The 21,634-nt window shown below is 65.0% G+C and carries 18 protein-coding genes; 10 read left to right on the top strand and 8 right to left on the bottom strand.

Features of this window, described 5'->3' with window-relative positions:
- Window positions 1–267 precede the first annotated feature (267 nt).
- Entirely contained in the window at window positions 268–2,271 is a 2,004-nt protein-coding gene (locus G5C50_RS03480) for a polymorphic toxin-type HINT domain-containing protein (RefSeq protein WP_165064997.1), read from the top strand.
- Window positions 2,272–2,355: 84 nt separating this feature from the next.
- Entirely contained in the window at window positions 2,356–5,079 is a 2,724-nt protein-coding gene (locus G5C50_RS03475; RefSeq protein WP_165064994.1) for a hybrid sensor histidine kinase/response regulator, read from the top strand.
- Here G5C50_RS03475 and G5C50_RS03470 read toward each other — a convergent pair.
- Both G5C50_RS03470 and G5C50_RS03465 read right to left on the bottom strand, forming a co-directional pair.
- On the bottom strand, window positions 5,068–6,816 hold the full coding sequence (locus G5C50_RS03470) for an esterase/lipase family protein (RefSeq protein ID WP_165064991.1): 1,749 nt from the start codon (window positions 6,814–6,816) through the stop codon (window positions 5,068–5,070). The genes G5C50_RS03475 and G5C50_RS03470 overlap by 12 nt on opposite strands.
- 143 nt (window positions 6,817–6,959) lie before the next feature.
- A complete protein-coding gene (locus G5C50_RS03465) occupies window positions 6,960–7,409 on the bottom strand; it encodes an EamA family transporter (RefSeq protein WP_165064988.1) in 450 nt (149 codons plus the stop codon).
- 60 nt (window positions 7,410–7,469) lie between these two features.
- Here G5C50_RS03465 and G5C50_RS03460 point away from each other — a divergent pair, with 60 nt between their 5' ends.
- Both G5C50_RS03460 and G5C50_RS03455 read left to right on the top strand, forming a co-directional pair.
- On the top strand, window positions 7,470–7,910 hold the full coding sequence (locus G5C50_RS03460; protein ID WP_165064986.1) for a sirohydrochlorin chelatase: 441 nt from the start codon (window positions 7,470–7,472) through the stop codon (window positions 7,908–7,910).
- A 131-nt stretch (window positions 7,911–8,041) separates the two neighbouring features.
- A complete protein-coding gene (locus tag G5C50_RS03455) occupies window positions 8,042–9,220 on the top strand; it encodes a DegT/DnrJ/EryC1/StrS family aminotransferase (protein ID WP_165064983.1) in 1,179 nt (392 codons plus the stop codon).
- A gap of 90 nt (window positions 9,221–9,310) precedes the next feature.
- Here G5C50_RS03455 and G5C50_RS03450 read toward each other — a convergent pair whose 3' ends face one another.
- Together G5C50_RS03450 and G5C50_RS03445 are read right to left on the bottom strand one after the other, a co-directional pair.
- The gene (locus tag G5C50_RS03450; RefSeq protein ID WP_165064980.1) at window positions 9,311–10,036 is read right to left on the bottom strand and encodes a sigma-70 family RNA polymerase sigma factor; all 726 of its coding nucleotides are present in this window, start codon (window positions 10,034–10,036) and stop codon (window positions 9,311–9,313) included.
- 122 nt (window positions 10,037–10,158) lie between these two features.
- Entirely contained in the window at window positions 10,159–10,539 is a 381-nt protein-coding gene (locus tag G5C50_RS03445; RefSeq protein ID WP_165064977.1) for a hypothetical protein, read from the bottom strand.
- 309 nt (window positions 10,540–10,848) lie between these two features.
- Between G5C50_RS03445 and mutY the strand changes: the two genes are divergently transcribed.
- Both mutY and clpX read left to right on the top strand, forming a co-directional pair.
- On the top strand, window positions 10,849–11,988 hold the full coding sequence (gene mutY / locus G5C50_RS03440) for an A/G-specific adenine glycosylase (RefSeq protein ID WP_165064974.1): 1,140 nt from the start codon (window positions 10,849–10,851) through the stop codon (window positions 11,986–11,988).
- Window positions 11,989–12,404: 416 nt separating this feature from the next.
- Window positions 12,405–13,766: an ATP-dependent Clp protease ATP-binding subunit ClpX gene (clpX, locus tag G5C50_RS03435; protein WP_165064972.1), complete on the top strand. Its 1,362-nt coding sequence runs from the start codon at window positions 12,405–12,407 to the stop codon at window positions 13,764–13,766.
- Between the two features lie 9 nt (window positions 13,767–13,775).
- Here clpX and G5C50_RS03430 read toward each other — a convergent pair whose 3' ends face one another.
- Both G5C50_RS03430 and G5C50_RS03425 read right to left on the bottom strand, forming a co-directional pair.
- Window positions 13,776–14,894: a pyridoxal phosphate-dependent aminotransferase gene (locus G5C50_RS03430; protein ID WP_165064969.1), complete on the bottom strand. Its 1,119-nt coding sequence runs from the start codon at window positions 14,892–14,894 to the stop codon at window positions 13,776–13,778.
- 35 nt (window positions 14,895–14,929) lie between these two features.
- Window positions 14,930–15,460, bottom strand: a complete 531-nt coding sequence (locus G5C50_RS03425) for an adenine phosphoribosyltransferase (protein WP_165064966.1) — start codon at window positions 15,458–15,460, stop codon at window positions 14,930–14,932.
- Between the two features lie 173 nt (window positions 15,461–15,633).
- On the opposite strand from G5C50_RS03425, the gene G5C50_RS03420 reads away from it, so the two are divergent.
- The 4 genes from G5C50_RS03420 (at window position 15,634) to G5C50_RS03405 (ending at window position 19,262) form a co-directional block, all read left to right on the top strand.
- Window positions 15,634–16,305: a response regulator transcription factor gene (locus G5C50_RS03420; protein ID WP_165064963.1), complete on the top strand. Its 672-nt coding sequence runs from the start codon at window positions 15,634–15,636 to the stop codon at window positions 16,303–16,305.
- An 8-nt stretch (window positions 16,306–16,313) separates the two neighbouring features.
- Window positions 16,314–17,702, top strand: coding sequence for a heavy metal sensor histidine kinase (locus G5C50_RS03415; RefSeq protein WP_165064960.1), 1,389 nt, complete (start codon window positions 16,314–16,316; stop codon window positions 17,700–17,702).
- Window positions 17,703–17,804: 102 nt separating this feature from the next.
- Window positions 17,805–18,821 carry a DUF1559 domain-containing protein gene (locus tag G5C50_RS03410; protein ID WP_165064957.1) on the top strand — a complete coding sequence of 339 codons (1,017 nt, stop codon included), beginning with the start codon at window positions 17,805–17,807 and terminating at the stop codon, window positions 18,819–18,821.
- A 12-nt stretch (window positions 18,822–18,833) separates the two neighbouring features.
- On the top strand, window positions 18,834–19,262 hold the full coding sequence (locus G5C50_RS03405) for a hypothetical protein (RefSeq protein ID WP_165064954.1): 429 nt from the start codon (window positions 18,834–18,836) through the stop codon (window positions 19,260–19,262).
- Window positions 19,263–19,284: 22 nt separating this feature from the next.
- On the opposite strand, the gene G5C50_RS03400 is transcribed toward G5C50_RS03405, so the two are convergent.
- Window positions 19,285–20,058 (bottom strand): DUF6655 family protein, encoded by a 774-nt coding sequence (locus G5C50_RS03400; protein ID WP_240906941.1) that lies wholly within the window; start codon window positions 20,056–20,058, stop codon window positions 19,285–19,287.
- Between the two features lie 113 nt (window positions 20,059–20,171).
- A complete protein-coding gene (locus G5C50_RS03395; RefSeq protein WP_165064951.1) occupies window positions 20,172–21,491 on the bottom strand; it encodes a peptidylprolyl isomerase in 1,320 nt (439 codons plus the stop codon).
- Between the last annotated feature and the right edge of the window lie 143 nt (window positions 21,492–21,634).

Raw genomic sequence — 21,634 nt, 5'->3', positions numbered from 1 at the left:
GCTCGCGGTCCCCGCGAGAGGGACTCCTCGATCGGACCATAAATCAAACAGAATCTTAGTGTTTCGACGGTGGAACGGTCAAGCGGACTGCCCCTCGTCGCGTAAGTCCATGCTGCACGCCCGCGTGCGTCACGTACCCATGGACTCCTAAGACTTACGAGGATCTTCGTCATTTCTCTTCGAATTGGGTTGCGTCACGCCTAAGATGATTTCGACAGACCCCGCGGAACGAACCGTTCACATCGCAGCTCACTGACGGGGGTGAAGATGATCGTCGCGCTCTTCCTTTCCGCGTCGATAACCCTGCAGCAATCCCCGACCTCGCGACCGACGGACGAGGATCTGAGGGAGTACCAAACCATCGCGGCGGAAGCCGGGCGCGACGCCGACGGCCAGGTCGCGTTGGCGCTCTGGTGCGAGAGTCGCGGCATGGCGGCCGAGCGTCTCAAACATCTCACCCGAGCCGTCCTGATCGCGCCCGACAACGCGGCAGCGCGCGGGCTTCTCGGGATGGTCAGCCACGACGGCCGCTGGGTGCGGCCGGAAGAGGCCCGCGCCACGCTGGACAACGACCCGATCGCCCAGGAGACGATGAAGCAGTATCTGGCGAAGCGAGCCGCGACCGCCGACCGGGCGGAACCTCAGCGTGAGTTGGCTCGCTGGTGCGAGCAACACGGGCTTCCGGAGCAAGCCCTCGCGCATTACAAAGCCGTCCTCCGGCTCGATCCGAACCGAGAGTCGCTCCGGAAGAAGCTTGGTTATCGCAAAACGGGTGGTCGGTGGATGCTCCCCGAGGAAGCCGTCGCCGAGAAGACCCGAGCCGAAGCCCAGCGACTCGCCGATCTCCGCTGGAAGCCCGTCCTGGACAAGGCACGCAGCGACTACACCGGTAAGGACGAGAAAACGCGGCTCAAGGCCCAGGAGAAGCTCGACGCGATCACGGACCCCTTCGCCGTGACGCCGATCTGGAACGCCTTCGTTCGCGACGATCCCCGCCTTCAGAGCCGAGCGGCCGAATCGTTCGCACGAATCGACGGCCGATCCGCGTCGCTCGCGCTGGCAGAGCTTGCGGTGTTCAGCCCATTCGCGGAGGTGCGCGGTCTTTCCATCGGGATGTTGATGCGTCGCGACCCCGGAGACTTCCTTGATCCGGTTCTGGAGTTGATCCACAAACCTTTCCGATATACCGCCAAACCTGTGGGGCTGGGAGGCGATCAGGGCGCCCTGTTGGTGGAAGGCGAGCGGTACAACATCGACAAGAAATACCGGATATGGGCGACCGATCCCGCGCAGATTCCTCGAAGGATCTTTGCCGACGGAATGCCGCTTCAGACCGAATTGCCGCTCCCGGCCATCGCCCAGGACTGGCTGCGGGTCGCCTCGCCGACGGCGGTCGTTGGAACTCCCGCTTCGCCTTTGCTGAGTGGAGCAGCAGCCGCTGCGTCTCGGAACGTGACGTTACCCGCGGGTTTCTATCTCGAGGCCGTCCGCCGCGACCGCGAGATCGCGAGAGTGCTCGAGGACGAGCAGAACCGCATCCGGGAAGCTCAGCAGTCCATTCGCAACGACGTGGCGACCATCGAATCGATGAACTCCCAGATCCGCGCCGTCAACGATCGGGCTCTGGCCGTCGCCAGACCTGTAACGGGAAAGGACCTCGGCGAGGACCAGGATGCCTGGAAAGGCTGGTGGAACGACCATCTCGGCTATGCCTACGAGTCGCCGAGTTCTGAGTCGAAGCCGACGTACCAGCAGATCCAGGAGATCCAATCGCCGTATACCGTGAGAGCCCACCACTCCTGCTTCGTCGCAGGAACGCCCGTCCGCACGCTGACCGGCCTGAGCGCGATTGAGGAGGTCGCGGTGGGAGACCTGGTGCTGTCTCAAAATGTGGAGACTGGCGCGATCTCCTACAAGACCGTCGTCGCCATCCATCGCAACCCGCCGACGGCGACTCTCAAGCTCAATTTCGACGGTGAAACGATCGGAGCGACGGGGATTCACCGTTTCTGGAAGCCGGGAATCGGCTGGACGATGGCTCGCGATCTGAAGGTCGGCGATACCGTGCGAGCGGTCGGAGCGACGCGCGTCGTCGTCGCCGTCGAGCCCGGTCCGACCGCTGAGGTGTTTAATCTGGAAGTGACCGACGATCTCGATTTCTTCGTCGGCCGCTCCGGGCTGCTGGTTCACGACTACAGCATCGTCCGCGAACCACCGAGGCCTTTCGACGCCGCCGCGACCACGACGGTCGCGACGACGGCTCGTCGCTGAGTGTTCGCGTCAACGTCAGACGATGAACGAGACAAACCCGGAGAGGCTCCGGAACGCGTCTCCGGGTTTCCTGTCGAGGGCATGATGCAATCTTCCGCGCCGCAGATCGCCGCCGAGGGGGACGTTCGTCAGACGCCTTTATGGAACAGCCGGCTCGTCGGACTCGACCTGGTCGACGCCGACGGCCGCTGGATCGACGTCAACGCGCGGCTCTGCGAGATTCTGGGGCGATCCCGGCACGACCTGATCGGCAGGGCCGTGGAGGACTTCACGCATCCCGAAGACGCCGAGGCGGAACGAGCCCAGATCCTTCGCCTGCGCGACGGAACGCAGGCTTCGTACCGAATGCGAAAGCGGCTGTTTCGCGCCGACGGCAAGTGGACGATGGTTGAAATCGAGTCGAGCGGCGTCGATTCCGGCGGCCCGGCCCGGCGGACGTCCTTGATCCACCCCATCGCTGGGCCGTCGCCCGCCGACGAGACGTCTCAGTATCGGGCCCTGCTGGCGCAGTCTCCGATCGGCGTCGTGGTGATCGACCCGAAGACGGAACGGTTTCTGGACTTCAACGACGCCGCCTGCGAATCCCTGGGCTACACCCGCGCCGAGTTCGGATCGCTGACCCTGGGGGACGTCTACGTCGAGACCGATCCGGAGGCGATTCGTCGCCGGCTGTCGGCGGTACTTACGAACGGCCGAGGGCGGTTCGAGGGCGTTCAAAGGACGAAGTCGGGAGACCTCCGCCAGATCGCCGTTCATTCCCGACGTATTCGCTCGGGAGGACTCGCGGCCGTGCAGTCGGTCTGGCAGGACGTGACCCCTCCGCGAGGGCCGATGGAGGTCCGGTCGCGACACGCGGCGCTCTTCCGGCAGATCCTCCACAGCGTTCCGTTGCCGATGGGCGTCGTCGAGTTGACCGAGTCCGACGACGACGTTCTGCACGTCTTCGACAATCCCGCGACGTGCCGGTCGTTCGGACTGGCGGCCGGGGCCACGGACGGACTCTGGGACGGCAAGGATCTGGGCGTCCCCCCCGCGACTATGAAGGCCTGGATCTCCGCCTATCGGGCCAGCCAGAGGTTGGGCCGGCCGGTCCACTTCGAGGACCATCAGGAGGACGAAAACGGGCGCCGCTGGCAGGGCGTGGTCGTCACCCACATGGGCCCAGGGGCTGGCGGCCGAGACCGCTTCTTTTACGTCGCCGAGGACATCACCGAACGAAAACGAGCCGAGGAGGAAATCCTCCGCCTGAACCGCTCGCTGGTTCGCCAGGCCGCTGAACTTCAGACGGTCCTCGATGTGCTGCCCATCGGCGTGGGAATCGCCGAGGACCCGCAATGTCGCTCGATTCGAGCGAATCCGACGCTTTCAGCCATGCTCAGAACGCCCGTGGGTGAGAACGTCTCGCTTTCAGCGCCTGATTCGGAACGGCCGACCAATTTCAAGCCGTTTCAGGACGGTCGCGAGTTGACGCCCGAGGAGCTGCCGATGCAAACGTCCGCGCGGACGGGCATCGGCCTGAGGAATGTCGAAGTCGACGTCATCTTCGACGACGGCCGGGAAATTCACCTTCGCGAGAGCGTCGAACCGCTGTTCGACGAACAGGGAGCGACGCGCGGCTGCGTGGCCGTCTTCCTTGATATCACCGAACAACGACGGGCCGAACGCGAACGCGAGCAACTCCTGGAAGATCTCCGCGACGCCGACCGTCGCAAGGACGAATTCCTCGCGATGCTGGCTCACGAGCTGCGCAGCCCGATCTCGGCGGCTTCGAACGCGGCCCAGATCCTCTGCATGAAAGCCCCGGACGACCCCGACCTCCGCTGGTGCGGCGATGTCGTCGACCGGCAGACGCGTCAACTCTCACGACTCCTGGACGACCTGCTCGACGTCTCGCGCATCCGAAGGGGGAAAATCACCCTCCGACGCGAGGAGATCGATTTGCGCGCGGTCGTGGAGCGCTCCGTTGAAACCGCCCGACCGTCGGTCGACGCCCGACGACATCGAATCGAGATCCACCTTCCCGATGAACCGCTGACGGTCGTCGCCGATCCAGCGCGGATTGAACAGGTGCTCGTGAACCTGGTGGCGAACGCCGCGAAATACAGCGAGGAGGGGAGGACGATCACGGTCTCCGCCGTCGCCGACGGCGACCAGTCGGTCGTTCAGGTGCACGACCAGGGCGTGGGGATGACGCCCGAGGTGCTCGCCCGTGTGTTTGATCCTTTCGCGCAGGCCGAGACCTCGATCGACCGCTCCCAGGGGGGGCTGGGAGTCGGCCTCACGATCGCCCGCTCCCTCGTCCGACTTCACGGCGGCGATCTGACCGCGACGAGCGACGGCCCCGGCCAGGGGAGCACGATGACGGTTCAACTCCCCCTCGCGCAGGCTCGGGCCGTCCGTCAGTCCCAACCCCCGCCGACGGGCGAGGGAAGGGGAGTCAAGCGGCGCATCCTCGTGGTGGACGATAACACCGACGCCGCCTGTTCCCTGGCGAAGCTCCTGGAGTCCGCTGGGCACGAAGTCGAAACGGCGTTCGACGGACCGTCCGGTTTGGACGTGGCCGCACGATTCCAGCCCGACGCGGCCATCCTCGACATCGGCCTGCCCGGCATGGACGGCTACACCCTCGCCGGACGCTTGCGGGAGCTTGCCGAAGGCCCCAGCCTCTTCCTGATCGCCCTGACCGGCTACGGCAGCGAACACGACCGTCGGCGGGCGCTGGCGGAGGGGTTCGACCGACACATGATCAAGCCAGCTTCCGTTGACGCCTTGCTCTCGGAATTGGCGTCCGTCCGATCACGGCCCTGAGGCGAAGGCCGGCGATGTGAGGCCCAGGATCCGGCGCACTTCGTCAATCGTGTCCGAGTTGTAGTAGATCGTGTTGTGAAAGGCGCGGACGTGATGCTCGGTCGCGGCTTCGTCGAAATGCGCGCTCGTCAGCGGGACGACGCCGTCGCCGTGGCCGTCGTCGGCCGGGTGAAAGCCGGTGCCCGCGATGGTGTGGAACGTCACGTTGGGATCGGAGCGGAGTCGACGGACCACCGGCAAAAGAGGGCTGTACGCCGCCAGCGCGTCGACGCTGCTGGGGAGGTCGCGCAGTCCAGGACGGAGCGCGCCCGGGTTGGCGGCTTCCACTTCCTGAATCAGCCGGCGGGTATCGGCCGGGCGCTGGACGATCCGCGTCGTGAGCCAACTCGCCGAGGCGATCGCCGGGGAGGCGCCGTCGTGGGGCGTCGCCAGGTAGATCACCCGACGGATACGCGGCGAGGGCTCGAAGTAGAAGAGATCTCGGGCCGTTCGTCGCGCCTCGTCTGACATGGAAAGGGAATCCAGCGGACGAGTCGCCATCGAGTTCCACAGGGCGTCGTCGCTCCAGCAGGTCTGAAGTCGAGTCAGCAACCCGCCCATGCTATACCCCAGGATCGTCCAGTCGGAGAGCGCCCGGTCGGACCCGGCGGGATCGACGGTGCGAGGAAGATCCTCGATCGACTTGCGAAGAATCGCCGCAGTCCGAACGAACGTCACGCCAGTGGGATACCGAAAGACCCAGATCTGATATTCATCCAGGAATCTCGGCGTCTTCTCCAGAGCGACGATCATATCGGTGAAGATGAACGGGTCGGCAAGCAGGCCGTGGACCAGAACGAATGGCTTTTTCCCCGGCTGATAGGGCTCCAGCATCCGGAGGTCCGCCTGCGAGAGCATCCGCTCCGGCATAGCGAACCCCGCCAGTGCGTACGGCCCGCGCGATTCCTGGATTTCATAAGCCAGTCCCGCCGCCAATCCGTAGTCGGCCCCGAGCGGCACGGCAGGCGACGATCCAAACGCGACCGTCTTCACGCGAAGAGGGTCGTACAGTTCCAGGACGGCCCCGTCCGGCGAGCCCGTCTCGGGTCGAAGAACGGCCGTGGCGTTGAACGTGGCGATCCGGGGCAGATAGTCGTCCTGAGCCTCCCTCCGTGGGTTGGGACGTTGGAAGGAGACACTCGCGCCGAGGCCCGGTGAGTGATGGCAGGCGCGAGCGTTCGGGTTAGCCGGCACCGAATCGGCGTCGACCAGTCGGACGAAATCGTCGGGCTTCCAGACGAATCCCACATGTCGTACGGGGATGCTCCGCGTTCCTTGCGACGTGTTGACCAGAAGCGTGGATCGGGGATCGAGCCTTCCGAATTTCTGCCCTGCGCGTAAGCAGTCGGCGAGGCAGCCGTTGTACAGGCCTCGCGTGCGGACGACGCTCTCGGAGTCGCCCCCCGTCGCGGAGAGTTCCGAGCTCAGCAGTGACGCGGCTTGCAGAGTGGCCTCGTAATACCGGTCGACGGCGGCGTCGATCCCCCGGCGCTCCAGCCTCGCGCCCTCGCGCCGTTCGCGACAGGCACAGTCGAAGCGTGACTCTGCCGTGGCGGCAGGCGCGGTCATCTTCGTCGTCACCACCGGGCCGACGTCCATCGTCCTGCAGCCGCAGACGAACGCCAGCGCGAGGGCGAAAATGCCCCGGCCAATCGGCGAGCCAGAGATGAGCGAACAGGCTCCGGGGATGCCGGGCAAGACGGACCTCGGTGCGGATCAAGGTGAGCATCAATGAGGGCGAAACTTCGCCGCATCTCTCGCATCGGCGAGAGTCACGAACGCCTTGAGCTAGAAAGCTCCCCTGAGTCGAGTCGCCCGCGTGAGAATCGATGCAACCCGAACTAGGTGAACAATCGTTTCAGCGAGTCCTGCACCGAAGGAAGGGTCAATGCGACTCCCGCCACAATCAAGATCGCTGCGACGATCGTCAAAGGTCGGATCGGCTCCTTGAGGACGACGACCCCCAGCGTCATCGCCACAACGAAGCTGAGCTTGTCGATCGGAGCCACTCCGGAGATCGGGCCGCTCTTCAGGGCGGCGAAATAGCAGAGCCACGATGCGCCGGTCGCCAGGCCTGAAAACACCAACGCCAGCCAGTCGCGTGCGCTCAGTGTGCGGACGGCTCGCGCGTCTCCAGAGGCCGCGACGATCGCCGAGGCGAACGCGACGACCACCAGCGTCCGGATCAGGGTCGCCAGGTTTGAGGGAACTTCCGAAACGCCGATCTTCGCGAGGACCGCCGTCAGGCCCGCGAAGAAGGCCGACAGCAAGGCGTAGTGGACCCAGCTCATCGCCGCCCCTCTGCTACAATAGATGTCGACTCTCGCCACCCGTCCGAGGATACCCCATTGATGCGTCATGACGAGACGGCCGTCCTCCTGATCGCCCACGGCAGCCGTCTGGAACCAGCCAACGCGGACCTTCGCGAGCTGGCGGAGAGGCTCTCCACCTCCGGCCCATACCCAATCGTCGTGGCGTCCTTTCTCGAACTCGCTGAGCCAGACATCCCGGCCGGCGGCGCCTGCTGCGTGGCGAAGGGGGCGAAGCGCGTGCTCATGATTCCGTATTTTCTGGCTGCGGGCATCCATATCATGAGGGACCTCTCCGCAGCGCGGGAGGATCTCGCGGCCGAGCACCCCGGAGTCGACTTCGTGCTCGGCCCGCCGCTCGGACCGCATCCCCTGCTGGACCGACTCGTCGAGGCTCGCGTCCACGAGCTAATGGCAGAATGCAAGGATCGGGCCGGAGAGGCCGGTCCGTCTGATCCGGAAGACTGCACCGGCTCACCTTGACGTGTTTTCACCGAAGAGATAGAAATCCTCCGCCGATCTACTCCAAGGAGGGAGACGCCACCTCGAGAGCATTTCGCTCGCGCGCGCCCTTTAGGTCGCGACTGCTACAGGCGTCGAAGGAGTGACGAACCATGGCTGTACCGTACGAACCGACCGGGGTTCCCGCGCTCAATCTGCGCGCCCAGTACCGCACGATCCGCGATGAGATCGAGCCGGTCGTCCGCGAGGTCCTCGAAACTCAGGGCTTCGTCATGGGCCCCGAGGTCAGCAGCCTCGAATCGGAGATCGCCGAATACTGCGGCGCGGCCCACGCCGTTGGCTGCGCCTCGGGGACGGACGCTCTTCTGCTCCCCTTGATGGCCATCGACCTCGGCGCTGGGGACGAGGTGATCACCAGCCCATACACCTTCTTCGCCACCGGCGGCTCGATCTGGCGCACCGGCGCCCGGCCCGTCTTCGTCGACATCGAGCCCGACACGTTCAACATCGATCCGGCCAAGATCGAAGCCGCGATCACACCCCGGACCAAGGCGATCATCCCCGTCCACCTGTACGGCCAGGCGGCGGATATGAACCCGATCCGCGAGATCGCCGAACGCCACAACCTGATGGTGCTGGAAGACGCCGCCCAGGCGATCGGTGCGGCCTACGAGGGTCGTCGCACCGGGACGCTGGGAACGGTCGCCGCCTTCAGCTTCTATCCGTCGAAGAACCTCGGCGGCTTCGGCGACGGCGGCATGGTTGCGACCGACGACCCGGTCCTCGCCCGTCGGATCGCCCGCCTTCGGGTCCACGGCATGGAGCCGAAGTACCACCACCATGAAGTCGGCCTGAACTCGCGGCTCGACGCCCTGCAGGCTGCCGTGCTTCGCGTGAAGCTCCGTCACCTCGACGAGTGGACCACCGCCCGTCGCGAGGTCGCCGACCGTTACCGCAGCCTCTTCGCAGCTCACGGCCTTGAGGAGATGGTCGGTCTCCCGATCGAGCGGCCCGGCAATTACCACGTCTACAACCAGTTCGTGGTCCGCGTCCCCGCGACGATCCGCGATGAAATGCGGCAGCGGATGAGCGACCGGAAGATCGGGACCGAGATCTACTACCCGATCCCGCTCCACCTGCAGCCCTGCTTCGCCTCGCTCGGCCACAAGCACGGCGACTTCCCCCAAACGGAAGCCGCCGCCCGCGAGACGATCGCCCTGCCCATCTATCCCGAACTGACCGAGTCCGAACAGCGGCTCGTCGTCGGAACGATGCAGCAGTTCCTCCACGAGCGGGCCTACCCGTCGCTCTTCAGCGACCGCGCCGCCTGATCGATCGAATCGCAGCTCGATCTTCGAAAACAAACCGGGCCCGGCCCTCGCGATTCGCTCGCGGGAGCCGGGCCCGGCCTGCTTTGCTCCTCAGACGGCCATGAGCAACGGTGGGCGACCGCCCTCAAGATCCCGGATTCGATCGAGGAGTTCGCGGTGCAAGCGGCACATCCCTGCCTTTGAGCATCCCACCAGGTCGGCCGTCTCCTCCTGCGTCTTGCCGTCCAGATAAATGTGGCGAAAGGCTTCGGCATGGCGGGGAGGGAGTTTGCGCAGCCAGTGGTCGACGTCGTCACGGGCTTCCAGGCTCGCCCCGACAGGCTCCTCTGCGTGTTGGCCGATGAACGTTCCGCGGTTCTCGTCAGAATCCAGCGGGCGGAACCGAGGACGAAGTTCCTTGGCCCCACGCCAGCCGTCGGAGAAAAGCTCGCGTTGGGCGTCCACCAGAGCGCCGTGAATCCTGTGGCGGGCGTAGGTGGCGAAGTCGATGCCCCGATCGGGGTCGAACGTCTGGGCCGCCTCGACAAGAGCCAGACTGGCCGAAGCCCGGAAATCGTCGTAGGCCCAAGGGCAGGACTTCGCGAACTTCTTCGCCTGCGACCGAGCCAGCGGGACGTAACGCTCCGCGAGATCTCGCTGCGATTGACTCAGCGGCGGCCGAGTCGACCTGGGCCGGCACTTGTCCGGGTAGGCTGGGGCTGATCGCCCTTTCTCCGTCGCGTTCGACGTCTTCCAGGGGTTCGATCGACCTGAGAAGGCAGGGGCCGATCGGCGATGGTCGGCCGACGGGGGGCAGGGGAGCGTTGTTGCGTTCATGGTCATCCGCCTCGCTCTAACCAGGACACCAGCAGTCGGTTCACTCGAGAATCCCCTCCCGCTGGAATCCCGCATGCGGGACATCCAAATGAGGGATGGCGGGATCGGGGCCGGCCAACGTATCAGCCGCCTGCGGCGAGTCGCAGCGCGGGAGGATCCAGATGCCTGGACCGCCATTCCTGCACGAGAGCCGCTGCCAGACGTTCGTCGGAGTGAGCCTCAGCCAGGCATTCCTCGCGTGTGTCGATCAGTTGCTGGAGCTTTGCCTCGGCGAGTCCCCGCGAGGCGCCCGGCGTCGCCAGCCGCCGCCGGATCGAGGCGATGTCCTCGGCGAGCACATCCAGCTTCCCCAACCGACGTTCATTGCGACACCAAACGTGAACCAGTCTGTCGGCAAGGTCGAAGTTGCTCAAACCTCGAACATGGTCGAGAAGCGAGCCATTCTCCATGTTCTGGACCAAGCGATCGCGACCCGGGCGAATCGAGAGAATCGTGGCGTTCATAAGGTCCATCCTTAGGCGGGCGAATGATGAGACTGAGGACCGATCGATTCGACAACGAATCCGACATGCGGGCCGATCGCCTGCGATAAAGGGATATCTTTGGCGATTTATTCCCGGACACGCAAATCTACTCGGACGGCCTAATAAGTCAAAGGAGGCGGGGAAAATTTTTCTCGGAGTGAGTTCTCTTCTCCGCCTGGGCGACTTACTTTCTTTGTTCACTCACCTAACAATGGTTCCCGGAGCCCAATTACTGTCGAAGCCGTCGGAGATTTTTTTGGGCCCACGGCTGGGAAAGGGTGGGGTTGGATGGGTCCGGATGGTGACGCAGGTTGGCTGGCTTCGGTTCGTAGTCGGTTGCTAGCCTGGTTCGAGGAAGAGAAGCGCGATCTCCCCTGGCGAGCGGACCGAGACCCCTACCGGATCCTCGTCTCGGAAATGATGTTGGTGCAGACGACGGTGGCCGCCGTGGTCCCCTTTTTCCAACGTTTCCTCCGAGAGTTCCCCGACGTTCAGGCTCTGGCCAGGGCCGATGAGGAACGAGTGCTGAAGGCCTGGGAGGGCCTTGGCTACTACCGGCGGGCTCGCCAGCTTCATGCCGCGGCGAAAGCCGTCGTGGAACTCCACGGCGGCCGGATTCCCGACGACCCTACGGCCGTCCGCGCCCTGCCCGGCGTCGGTCGTTACATGGCGGGGGCGATCCTCTCACAGGCGTTCGACCGCCCCGAGCCGATCGTCGAGGCGAACTCGCGTCGCGTTCTGGCACGTCTGCTCGCCTGGAACGAGGACGTTGGGACGGCCGCCTCGCAGGAACGGCTCTGGGATGCCGCGGCCAGACTCGTTCCTCCTAGCGGAGCGGGGGAGTTTAACCAGGCAATGATGGAGTTGGGGGCCCTGATATGCACGCCCCGCTCTCCGCGCTGCATGTTCTGTCCCGTATCCCAACTCTGCGAGGGTCGGCGACTCGGCATCCAGGAGCAGTTGCCAAAGGCGACGGCGAAGGCACCGCCAACGGCCGTCGTCGAAGCCTGCGCCGTGGTCGCGGATGGTCCGCGCGTTCTCGTGGTCCGACGGGCGGGTCCTGGACTCTGGGCCGGGTTCTGGGAGTTTCCGACGATCCACCGCGAGGGCCCTGACCCGGCAAGCCGTTCGTTCGGCATGCCAGTCGAGTTGGCCGATGGGGTCGAACGCTTGACGGGGGTTCGAGTTCAAGTCGGCGATCTCGTTAAGTCGCTTAACTACGGAGTAACGCGTTACAGGGTGAGGCTGGACGCCTTCGCCGGTCGTCGAGCAAAGGGGAAGTCGGAGGTGGCTCCTGGGCCGGGAATGTCGGAGGTATCCTGGGTGAAGGCCGACAGTCTGCACGCGTTGACCTTCAGCGCCGCGAGCCGGCGACTGATCGCCGCCGTGGCGGCCGCTCCTTCGGCGTGGGGCGTCGAGCCTTCGTAAAAACTCTTCGAGACGCCGCTCAATCGGTACGATCTGCATGGATGGATCGCGATTAAGCGGGGAGTCACGAGCGGACTTGCTTGATCGAAAAGGGTGCTCTAGAATGAGATTGGTCGGGGCGGTCCGTACCAAGGAGGGAGCGACCGCGATTGCGTCGGAGTCCTATTTTGAAGGGACCCCGGCCCGACGACGCTTCTCCACCGAGGATTCGCAGGAGCCGCCCTCGTCGCCCGGGCTTCATTCGGTAGGCTGCTCGATTGCGTCGGTGAGGTTCTCCCTTTTCTATTCCAGGACTTGCGGAAGGCGTCACGGGGCCTCGGAATCGGCGGGCGTTCTCCCGCTCGATCACGTCCTTCGGTCCCTCGCAAGATCGGGAAAGAACGGCTTGATCCCTTGGCGGGATGAAAGGGCTTGGTATGCCGTCAGGTAAGGACGTCACGGGTGGGGGCTCCGGAAGCGGTGGCAAGCGTTCCGGCGGCGGGGGGCTATCCTCCGGCTCGGCGGGAAGCACCAAGAAGAACGCTTTCTGTTCCTTCTGCCGGAAGAGCTATCGCGACGTCGGCCCGCTCGTCGAAGGCCCCGGCGACGTCTACATCTGCGGCGAGTGCATCGAACTGTGCCAGTCGATCCTCGACCAAGAGCGTCGACGTCGCGGCGTGCCCAAGACTCTCTTCACCGACATCCCCACGCCTCGCGAGATCAAGACCCAGCTCGACGCCTATGTGATCGGCCAGGATCGAGCCAAGAAGGTCCTGTCGGTCGCCCTGCACAACCATTACAAGCGGTTGGTGCACGGCGAGGATCCGGAGCAGGAAGTCGAGCTCGACAAGTCGAACATCCTGCTGATCGGCCCCACCGGTTGCGGCAAGACGCTGCTGGCCCGGACGCTCGCCCGGATTCTCAACGTCCCCTTCGCCATCGGCGACGCGACCACGCTCACCGAGGCCGGCTACGTCGGCGAGGACGTCGAGAACATCCTGCTGAAGCTGCTGCACGCCGCCGACTTCGACCTCGAAGCCGCTCAGCGGGGCATCATCTACATCGACGAGATCGACAAGATCGGCAAGACGACCCACAACGTCTCGATCACCCGCGACGTCTCGGGCGAGGGCGTCCAGCAGGCTCTCTTGAAGATGCTCGAAGGGACGGTCGCCAATGTGCCGCCGCAGGGGGGCCGCAAGCACCCTGAGCAGCAGTACATCCAGATGGACACCAGCAACATCCTGTTCATCTGCGGCGGGACCTTCGTCGGCCTGGAGAACATCATCGCCAAGCGGGTCGGCCGCAAGACGATCGGCTTTGGAAGTCAGACCCAGACCGAGCAGCACACCGACCTCGGCGATCTCCTCTCGCGTGCGACCTCCGACGACCTGCTCGAATTCGGCATGATCCCCGAGTTCATCGGTCGACTTCCCGTGCTCTGCCCGCTCATGCCGCTCGACGAGAGCACTCTCGTCAAGATCATGACCGAGCCCCGCAACGCGCTGGTCCGCCAGTACAAGCGGTTCTTCGAGATGGAAGGCGCCGACGTCGAGTTCACCGACGAGGCCCTTGCCGAGGTCGCCAAGATGGCCAAGGCCAAGGACACCGGCGCCCGCGGTCTGCGGTCGATCGTCGAGGAGATTATGCTCGACGTGATGTACGAGCTTCCCGACCGCGTCTCGAAGGACAAGGGGAAGTACGTGGTCACCCCCGAGGTGGTCCGCAAGGAGCGGAACCTCTTCGAATCCACCCCGGTCCCGCACTCGAAGTCCGAGCGGAAGAAGGAAAGCGCCTGAGCGTTTGGCTCAGGCCTTTTTCGCCAGGCCGCGAAGCACGTCGAGGCCCCGCTTCAGCGTCTCGTCGGACGTTGCGTACGAGATGCGGAAGTGGGTGTCCCGTCGGCTGAAGACGTTCCCGGGGATCACCAACAACTCGCGGCGAATCGCCTCCGCGCAAAACTCGGAGGCCGTTCCCCACGGGGCCTTGGGGAAGGCGTAGAAGGCCCCCAGGGGACGGGCCAACTCGTAGAGGCCGTCAAGGGCTTCAACGATCATGTCGCGTTTGCGCTGGTAGGTCTCGATCTGCTCGTGCATGTCGAGCTTCCCCTTGGAGAGGACGCTTGCGACGCCTTGCTGTAACGGGGTCGGCGCGCAGACGAAGGTGAACTGCTGAAGCTTGGCCATCTCCTGGATGATCTGAGTTGGACCGTGCGCGAAGCCAAGCCGCCAGCCGGTCATGCCCAGGGTCTTGCTGAAGCCATCGACGACGAGGACCTCGTCGTTCCATTCGGCCGGCGAGCGGTATTCGCCGTCATAGCAAAGGCAGTTGTAGACCTCGTCGCTGATCAGAAGGATGCCGCGGTCCTTGCAGAGCAAGGCGAGCGCCTTCAACTCATCTGGCGTGGCGACCACGCCTGAAGGATTGTTCGGGCTGTTGACGATGACCGCCTTCGTCCGCGGAGTGATCGCAGCGGCGACCTTGTCCAGGTGGATACGGAAGTCGGGGTAGGTGTCGACGACCACCGTGACGCCGCCGGCCAGCGTCGTCTGGTGCTGGTACATGACGAAGTAAGGGTCGAAAACGATGATCTCGTCCCCAGGGTTCACCGTCGCACAGATCGCCAGCATCAGGGCGCCGGCGGTCCCGGACGTCACCATGACCTCGCGGTCCGCATGGCCGAAGTGAGCGATCGAGCCGCGGATCGCCTCCCGCAGCTCGGGTAGCCCCATCGTCACGGAGTACTGGTTCCGGCCGTCGTGGATCGCCTTGGAGGCGGCGTCCTTGATCGCGTCGTCGACGTCGAAGTAAGGCATGCCGATCGACAGGTCGATCGGATTCTTCATGGCCTTCGCCAGTTCAAACGCCTTGCGGATTCCCGAGGCGTCGATGCGGGACATACGGTCGGCGATCCAGCGCTGATCCACGGTCGTTCCCTGAAGAGGAGGAGCGAAATTCGTCGTCAGTAGGTGACGAGGCTGAAGACCTCGCACGGTTCCAGCTTCGGACGCCCGCCGAGGAAAGAAAGTTCGATCACGAACGCACAGGCGACCAGTTCGGCCCCCGTCGATTTCACCAGGTCGCGACAGGCGCACATGGTGCCTCCCGTGGCCAGGACGTCGTCAATGAGGAGGACCCGGCGACCCGGCCCAAGGGCGTCCGAGTGAACCTCAAGGCGGTCGCTGCCGTATTCGAGCGCGTACTCCTGGGCGATCGTGGCGTAAGGCAGCTTGCCCGGCTTACGGATGGGAACGAAGCCGGCCCCCATCTGGACGGCGAGCGGGGCCCCGAAGATGAAGCCGCGAGCCTCGGCGGCGGCGATCACGTCGATGCCCTTCCCCTGGAACTCCTCGGCGAGGAGATCGATCGACGTCTTGAATGCGTCCGCGTTTCCCAGCAGCGGCGTAATGTCCTTGAAGAGGATGCCGGGCTTGGGAAAGTCGGGGATGTCGCGGATCCAGTTGCGGATGTCCACAGGCGCGGACGCAGCCATGTCGCGGGTGCTCCAGGATCGTGGAGAAAAGGCGGGCGAGCCGGTCAGAGCCCCACTATGCGGCATGCGCCCGGGGATTGTCCAGACTCGCGCCGGGGCTGAAGGCATGAGGCCGGCCGGATATGATGGTCTGTCGCCGGGTTGCGAACCCAGGTTGGACCTTCGAGGTCGTCATGCCGCGTATCCTGATCGTCGAGGACGAAGACAAGCTCCGTCGCGCCCTTCAACGGGGGCTGTCCGACGAGGGCTACGACGTTACGGCCGTCGAGGACGGCGACCTCGGCCTGGCCTTCGCTCGTGAGGAGCCCTTCGACTGCCTGATTCTGGACCTGATGCTCCCCGGGCGCGACGGAGTTGAAGTCCTGACCGAACTTCGCGCCGGCGGTTTTCCGAATCCGATTCTCGTCCTGTCTGCGCGAGGGAGCGTCGAGGATCGCGTGCGAGGGCTGGACCTCGGCGCGGACGACTATCTGGCCAAACCGTTCGCGTGGTCGGAATTGCTGGCGCGGCTGAGGTCGTGCCTGCGGCGGAGGACGTCTGGCGAGGCGTCCCTTCTGCGGGCGGGTCGGATCGACCTCGATCGCGTCCATCGCCGTTTGATCTGCGACGCCCGAGAGGTCGACCTGACCATCCGCGAGTGCGAACTGCTCGAATACCTGATTCGCAGAGTCGACCAGGTCGTCAGCCGGGCTCAGCTTGCCAACGACGTCTGGCGCGACCCGGCCGCCGTCCAGACGAACGTCATCGACGTCTTCGTCAATTACCTTCGGAAGAAGCTCGAGAAAGTGGGCGCATCGGACGCCATCCAGACTGTCCGCGGCGTCGGCTATCTGCTGAAAGGCTGAACCCAACCATGCCCCGGGCGAGCCTCCGCGTCCGCCTCACCGCCTGGAACGCCGCCCTCGTCATGGCGACGATCGCCGGCCTCGGCCTGGCCCTCTACATGCTGCTGGCGCAGGCCCTCCTGCGGCGGATCGACGGCATGCTCGACTTCGAGTTCCAGGAGGCGGCTGAGCGACTGGTCCACGGGAAGCCGACCGAGATCCTGGAAGGATCGCCGGCGGCCTTTCACGAGGTCTACCTCCTCCGGATCCTGGATCAGGGCGGCAGGATCGAGGTTGAGAGCCCAGGACTGGCCGGACAGACGCTTCCTCCCCCGCAGCTCGGAGCCGCCGAAGGGGCCTTGAATCACTCGGACGCGCGAATTGACCACATCGGCGAGAGCCGAGTGGTCACAGGATCAACGCATGGGAGGATCGTGCAGATCGCCACTCCGCTCCGATCCTATGAACGGGATCTCATCGCCCTGAGAGGCGTCTTATGGACGATTCTTCCGGCAGGACTGGTGCTTTCGACCCTCGGAGGATACTGGCTGGCCGGACGGGCGCTCGCGCCAGTGGGAAGGATGACGGCGGCCGCTCAGCGGATCTCCGCCGCAAATCTCGGAGAACGAATTGAGGTCGCCCACGAGGGCGACGAGCTTGGTCGACTGGCGACGACTCTGAACGACATGCTCGACCGGATCGACCAGGCATTCGTCGCCGCCCGCCGCTTCACGGCCGACGCCGCCCACGAGCTGAAAACTCCGCTGGCCTCGCTTCGCGCGGAGGCCGAGGTCGCCCTGATCCTACCTCGATCTCCGGAAGACTACCGCGAGGCGCTGCGCAGCGTCGTTGAAGAAGCCGAGCGCCTCTCGCGACTGGCCGAACGACTACTGCTCCTCTCCGGCGACGATGCCGGAGTTGAACTCCCCCGGCGCTCGTTCCGGCTCGACGAGATCGTTCGCGAGGCCGTCGACAAGGCGTCGCAAACGGCCGCGGATCTCGGAGTCTCGTTGAGGATGGAGGAGTTGCCCGAGGCGATCGTCGCCGGAGATTCCGACCTGCTCCGACAGGTCTTCGACAACCTCATTGAGAATGCCCTGAAATACACGCCGGCCGGCGGCGCGGTGACCATCCGCGGCCACAACGACGACAGCCGGGCCGTGTTCGAGGTGAGCGACACAGGAGTCGGTATTCCCGCGGACTCGCTGCCGCGGGTCTTCGATCGGTTCTATCGCGTCGACGCCTCACGCAGCCGCCGAACCGGCGGCACCGGCCTGGGGCTGAGCATCGTCCGGGCGGTCGTCGAACGCCATGGCGGGTCGGTCGAAACCGAAAGTACGCCCGGGGAGGGAAGTACCTTCCAGGTCGTTCTTCCCGTCGCGACCACCGTCGCCGCAGCCTCCGTTAGAAAGAACTAACCGAACAGCCCCCCCGCCCGGACCTCGCGGAGGGTAGCTTCGAGCGAGATGGTCTCCGATGAGGTTCGGGGACTCGTTCGCGATCGCTCGGAGGTCGAAAACATGTTGCGACGACGTTTGCCCGCGCCCGGCCGGCCCCGGACGGCTTTCACGCTGATCGAGTTGTTGGTGGTGATCGCGATCATCGCCGTGCTGATCGCCCTGCTGCTGCCGGCCGTGCAGGCCGCGCGTGAGGCCGCTCGACGGGCCCAATGCGTCAACAACATGAAGCAGATCGGCCTGGCGCTGCACAACTACATGTCGACCAACGACACCTTCCCGCCGGTGACCGTTCTGCCCCGCAATCGGACCTTCCAGCCCTGGTCGGGACTCGTTCGAATCCTCCCGCACCTTGAGCAAGGCAACCTCTACAACGCCGTGAACTGGAACGCGGAGTTCGAGTTCACCGTCAATGCAACGCTCGCCGCCACTCGGGTCGCGGCGTACATGTGTCCGAGTGAAATCAACGACCGCCCCCGGATCACTCCCACGCTGACCTACTACCCGTGCAATTACGGCTTCAACCACGGCACCTGGTTCGTCTACGACCCGGCTTCGGACCAGGCGGGCGACGGCCCGTTCATCCCCAATCGCGCTTTCACCCCCGCCGCAATGACCGACGGCCTGAGCAACACTGTGGCGATGTCTGAGGTCAAGGCGTACCAGCCCAACTACTGGGACGGTAAGAACCCCGGGACGCTCGGCGTCGCGCCTCCCGTCAACGTCGGCGCACTGACGCCCCTCATCACCGGGACGTACGACTCGAACGGCCACACGGAATGGGTCGAAGGCGACGTCCACGAGGTCGGCTTCACGACGACGATCACGCCGAACTATCCCGTCCAGATGACGGTCAACGGCCAGCCGTACGACGTGGATTACACATCAATGCGCGACGGCGAATCGATCACCCTGCCCACGTATGCGGCCGTCACTTCGCGCAGCTTTCACCCAGGCGCGGTCAACACCCTGATGCTGGACGGCTCGGTCCGGAACGTCAAGAATTCGATCAGCAGCCAGGTTTGGCGGAGCCTGGGTACGAGGGCCGGCGGCGAAACCATCTCCGCCGATTCGTACTGATTCGGAGGAAGCATGACGACGACCCAACGGCCGAGTCCGCTGTCCGCCATCGCTGCGGCGGCCATGCTCGCGCTGGCCTCGGCCGGCTGCGGAGCGGGTCCCGAACCGCCGAAGGACGCCTCGCAGCAGGCCGCTTCGCAATTCCTGGAGGCAATCCAGGCCGGCAAGCTGGAATCGGCCTGGCAGGAAACCTCGACAGAGTTCAAGTCCCTCATGGGTCTGGAAAACCTGAGGGACTACATCAAAACCCACCCGGCGCTCAAGGGACCGACCGAGTTCACTGAGGTCCGCAGGATCGAGCGTGAAGGACACGTCATGGCCGAATGCCGCTTCCACGGCTCGGCCAAGGTCAAAGGCAAGGCAATCCCCGCGACGATCGACGTCATCGTCGGTTCGTCGGAGGGAGGCGAGTGGAAGGTCGAGAAGCTGTCGGTTGAGTGAGTGATCACCGACGATTTCGACCTCATGGCGAGAACGACTCGATGTCGCTCGTCGTGGCCGACGGGGGCAGGGGGGCGGGGGCAGCCTCGCCCGCCGGGCCCTCCGTATCGGGCGCGGCGCGGCCGACGAGCCCTCCGGTCAGATCCTGGGGGACGGGGAGCTTCATCCCGCTGAACTCGGTGCTCTTGCGAATCGTCCCGCTCTGGATCGGGCCGACGCCACCGACGTACACGTCCTTGGCGTTCGATTTGGACTGGGATGTGCCCGAGGTCCAGACGAGGTGGCCGCTGGCGCGATCATAGGCGAACAGAGCCAGCTTCACGACGCCATGCTGGTCGGTTCGCTTGGCGAGCGACATCTCCGGGATCGTACCGCCGACGCCGGCCACGACCGCCGGGATCGTCGTCTGAGGGATGCCGACGAGCAGGTCGTACTGGTCGGTTCCGTAAGCTCCGACGCGGGCCTCGACGACCCACTGGGCCTGCTCCGCCTTGGGACGGAGCAGGACGCCCTGCTGCAGCATCGCCTGCTTCAGACTGGAGACGACCCACCCCTGATCGACGGCCGTGACGTTGGCCGTGTCCAGGAAGCAGGGGACGCCCGTTAGAGGCCGAAAGTCGATTCGGCAGAGGGCGGCGTCCCAGGCGTCGGTGAGCAGGAGTTGCTCGGTGCCGGTTCGGGACGTGTTCGTGGTCTTCACCGTCCCACAACCAGCGATCGCCGATAGCGCCAGGTAGACGCCGATTCGGACCGACGGATGGGACGGGACGATCGGAAAAGGATTGGACCTCGTCATTCGCTTGATTCACCGTCTCAAAAGCGACCGGGGAAGTCCAGTGACGACGCGGCCCTTGCCGTCGGCGACGCCGTCGGCAAGGGCCCTTTGCGATGGCGGACCGTCGCGAGCGGTCAGTGAGGCGCGCCGGGCGAGGGCGTGACCGGCGACGGAGCAGTCGGCGACTGAGGCCGGGACACGGCCTTGGTCTTGTCGAACTCGGCGGCGGTCTCGGGGCTGACGGCGGCGGGAGTCGGCAGCTTGCGAGCCGCTCCGGCGGCCGGCGCGGCGGCCTGATTCGCCTGGGGCTCAGGCGTGGACGACTGGGGGTTGCTCATCAGCTTCACCTTGTCGTCGACGCGGAAGTCCGGCTGGTTCTCCTCGTTGGCCAGCTTCACCGAGCCGACGAGGTGGTTCTCGATGGCGGCCTTCTTGACGATCTCCTCGAAGACCAAGCCCATCGCCTCCTTGAGCTTCAGCTCATAGACGAATTCGTGGATCTTCTTGCGGACGTTCTCATCCTTCAGCGTGATGTTCGGGGTGGACGGGATGATCCCCTCGCGACGGAGGATGATCCACGCTCCTTCGCTGGCCTGGATAGGGCCGGTGAAGTCGCCGTTCTTCGGCTTGTGGCTGGGATCCTTGTCGGCGGGGTCGCCGTCGACGAGCTGGGAGAAAGCCGCCTCGGAGACGTTCGTCGGCTGGGCGTGGCGGGTGATCGGCTCGCCGAGGAGGCCGCCGAGCGAGCGCGTCGCCAGGTCCATCGACTGCTCCTGCGCCATCTTCTCGAACCCGGCGGGGTTCTTGCGAAGCGCCTCCCAGATGTCCTGGGCCTTGGGGAGCGTGTCGACCATGATCATCCGGCAGCGGATCTTGTCGCCGTACTGGGACTCAAGCGCCTGCTTGAGGTCTTCATCCGTGACCTGGACGCGGTTCTCGCAGAGCTTACGCATCGCCAGGGCGGGGTAGATGATGTCGCGAGCGTACTGGAACGGGCTAATGCCGCGCTCCTTGTCGAGCGTCCGGAGCCAGGCTTCGCGGCCGATGCCGAAGCGAGCGGCCACGCTGTCGATCTCCTTGTCGATCTCTGCGGCGGTGACGCTCTTGTTCTGAGACTTCAACGCCTGCTCGATGAGCGCTCGGTTGATGAGCGTCTCCAGGATTTCCTTCCCCTTCCGCGCGACGCATTCGTCGGCGAGTTGGTTCCGGCTGATCTCCTGGCCGTTGACGACGGCGATGGCGGAGTTCGGGTCGACAGGAATCTTCTGTTCGACGGCCGTCGGTCCGTTGGCGACGACGGCGGCTTTTGCCGGCTGGCCCGTAGCCGCCTTGCCGGCGGGAGCCTGGCCGCGAGGGGCCTGCTGGGCGAGGGCCAGCGGGGCCGTCGCGATCCCCAGGAGAGTCAAGCCCGCAGCCCAAGCCTGGGCGGTGCGACCGCCATCCTTTGCGATCATCGTGTTGCGTCTCCCCATTCCCTAGGTTGATTTGCGAGATCGTCTCAAGTCCCAGGACGAATCGGCCGAGAATTTAGGGATTGCGCCGGAATCGGTCAACCTCAAACAGAGATCCTCACCTCTCGCATCTCGACGCTTTCCGG

Source organism: Paludisphaera rhizosphaerae, assembly GCF_011065895.1.
GTDB classification, from domain to species: Bacteria; Planctomycetota; Planctomycetia; order Isosphaerales; family Isosphaeraceae; genus Paludisphaera; species Paludisphaera rhizosphaerae.
The sequence above is the reverse complement of the archived record's forward strand: the minus strand, read 5'-3'. Positions and strand labels throughout refer to the sequence as shown.

Excerpts from the sequence above, each read along its gene's own strand:
- G5C50_RS03480 (WP_165064997.1), top strand. The coding sequence starts at position 268 with ATGATCGTCGCGCTCTTCCTTTCCGCGTCGATAACCCTGCAGCAATCC.
- G5C50_RS03475 (WP_165064994.1), top strand. The coding sequence starts at position 2,356 with ATGCAATCTTCCGCGCCGCAGATCGCCGCCGAGGGGGACGTTCGTCAG.
- G5C50_RS03465 (WP_165064988.1), bottom strand. The coding sequence starts at position 7,409 with ATGAGCTGGGTCCACTACGCCTTGCTGTCGGCCTTCTTCGCGGGCCTG.
- G5C50_RS03460 (WP_165064986.1), top strand. The coding sequence starts at position 7,470 with ATGCGTCATGACGAGACGGCCGTCCTCCTGATCGCCCACGGCAGCCGT.
- G5C50_RS03455 (WP_165064983.1), top strand. The coding sequence starts at position 8,042 with ATGGCTGTACCGTACGAACCGACCGGGGTTCCCGCGCTCAATCTGCGC.
- G5C50_RS03450 (WP_165064980.1), bottom strand. The coding sequence starts at position 10,036 with ATGAACGCAACAACGCTCCCCTGCCCCCCGTCGGCCGACCATCGCCGA.
- G5C50_RS03445 (WP_165064977.1), bottom strand. The coding sequence starts at position 10,539 with ATGAACGCCACGATTCTCTCGATTCGCCCGGGTCGCGATCGCTTGGTC.
- mutY (WP_165064974.1), top strand. The coding sequence starts at position 10,849 with ATGGGTCCGGATGGTGACGCAGGTTGGCTGGCTTCGGTTCGTAGTCGG.
- clpX (WP_165064972.1), top strand. The coding sequence starts at position 12,405 with ATGCCGTCAGGTAAGGACGTCACGGGTGGGGGCTCCGGAAGCGGTGGC.
- G5C50_RS03425 (WP_165064966.1), bottom strand. The coding sequence starts at position 15,460 with ATGGCTGCGTCCGCGCCTGTGGACATCCGCAACTGGATCCGCGACATC.
- G5C50_RS03420 (WP_165064963.1), top strand. The coding sequence starts at position 15,634 with ATGCCGCGTATCCTGATCGTCGAGGACGAAGACAAGCTCCGTCGCGCC.
- G5C50_RS03415 (WP_165064960.1), top strand. The coding sequence starts at position 16,314 with ATGCCCCGGGCGAGCCTCCGCGTCCGCCTCACCGCCTGGAACGCCGCC.
- G5C50_RS03410 (WP_165064957.1), top strand. The coding sequence starts at position 17,805 with ATGTTGCGACGACGTTTGCCCGCGCCCGGCCGGCCCCGGACGGCTTTC.
- G5C50_RS03405 (WP_165064954.1), top strand. The coding sequence starts at position 18,834 with ATGACGACGACCCAACGGCCGAGTCCGCTGTCCGCCATCGCTGCGGCG.
- G5C50_RS03400 (WP_240906941.1), bottom strand. The coding sequence starts at position 20,058 with ATGACGAGGTCCAATCCTTTTCCGATCGTCCCGTCCCATCCGTCGGTC.
- G5C50_RS03395 (WP_165064951.1), bottom strand. The coding sequence starts at position 21,491 with ATGATCGCAAAGGATGGCGGTCGCACCGCCCAGGCTTGGGCTGCGGGC.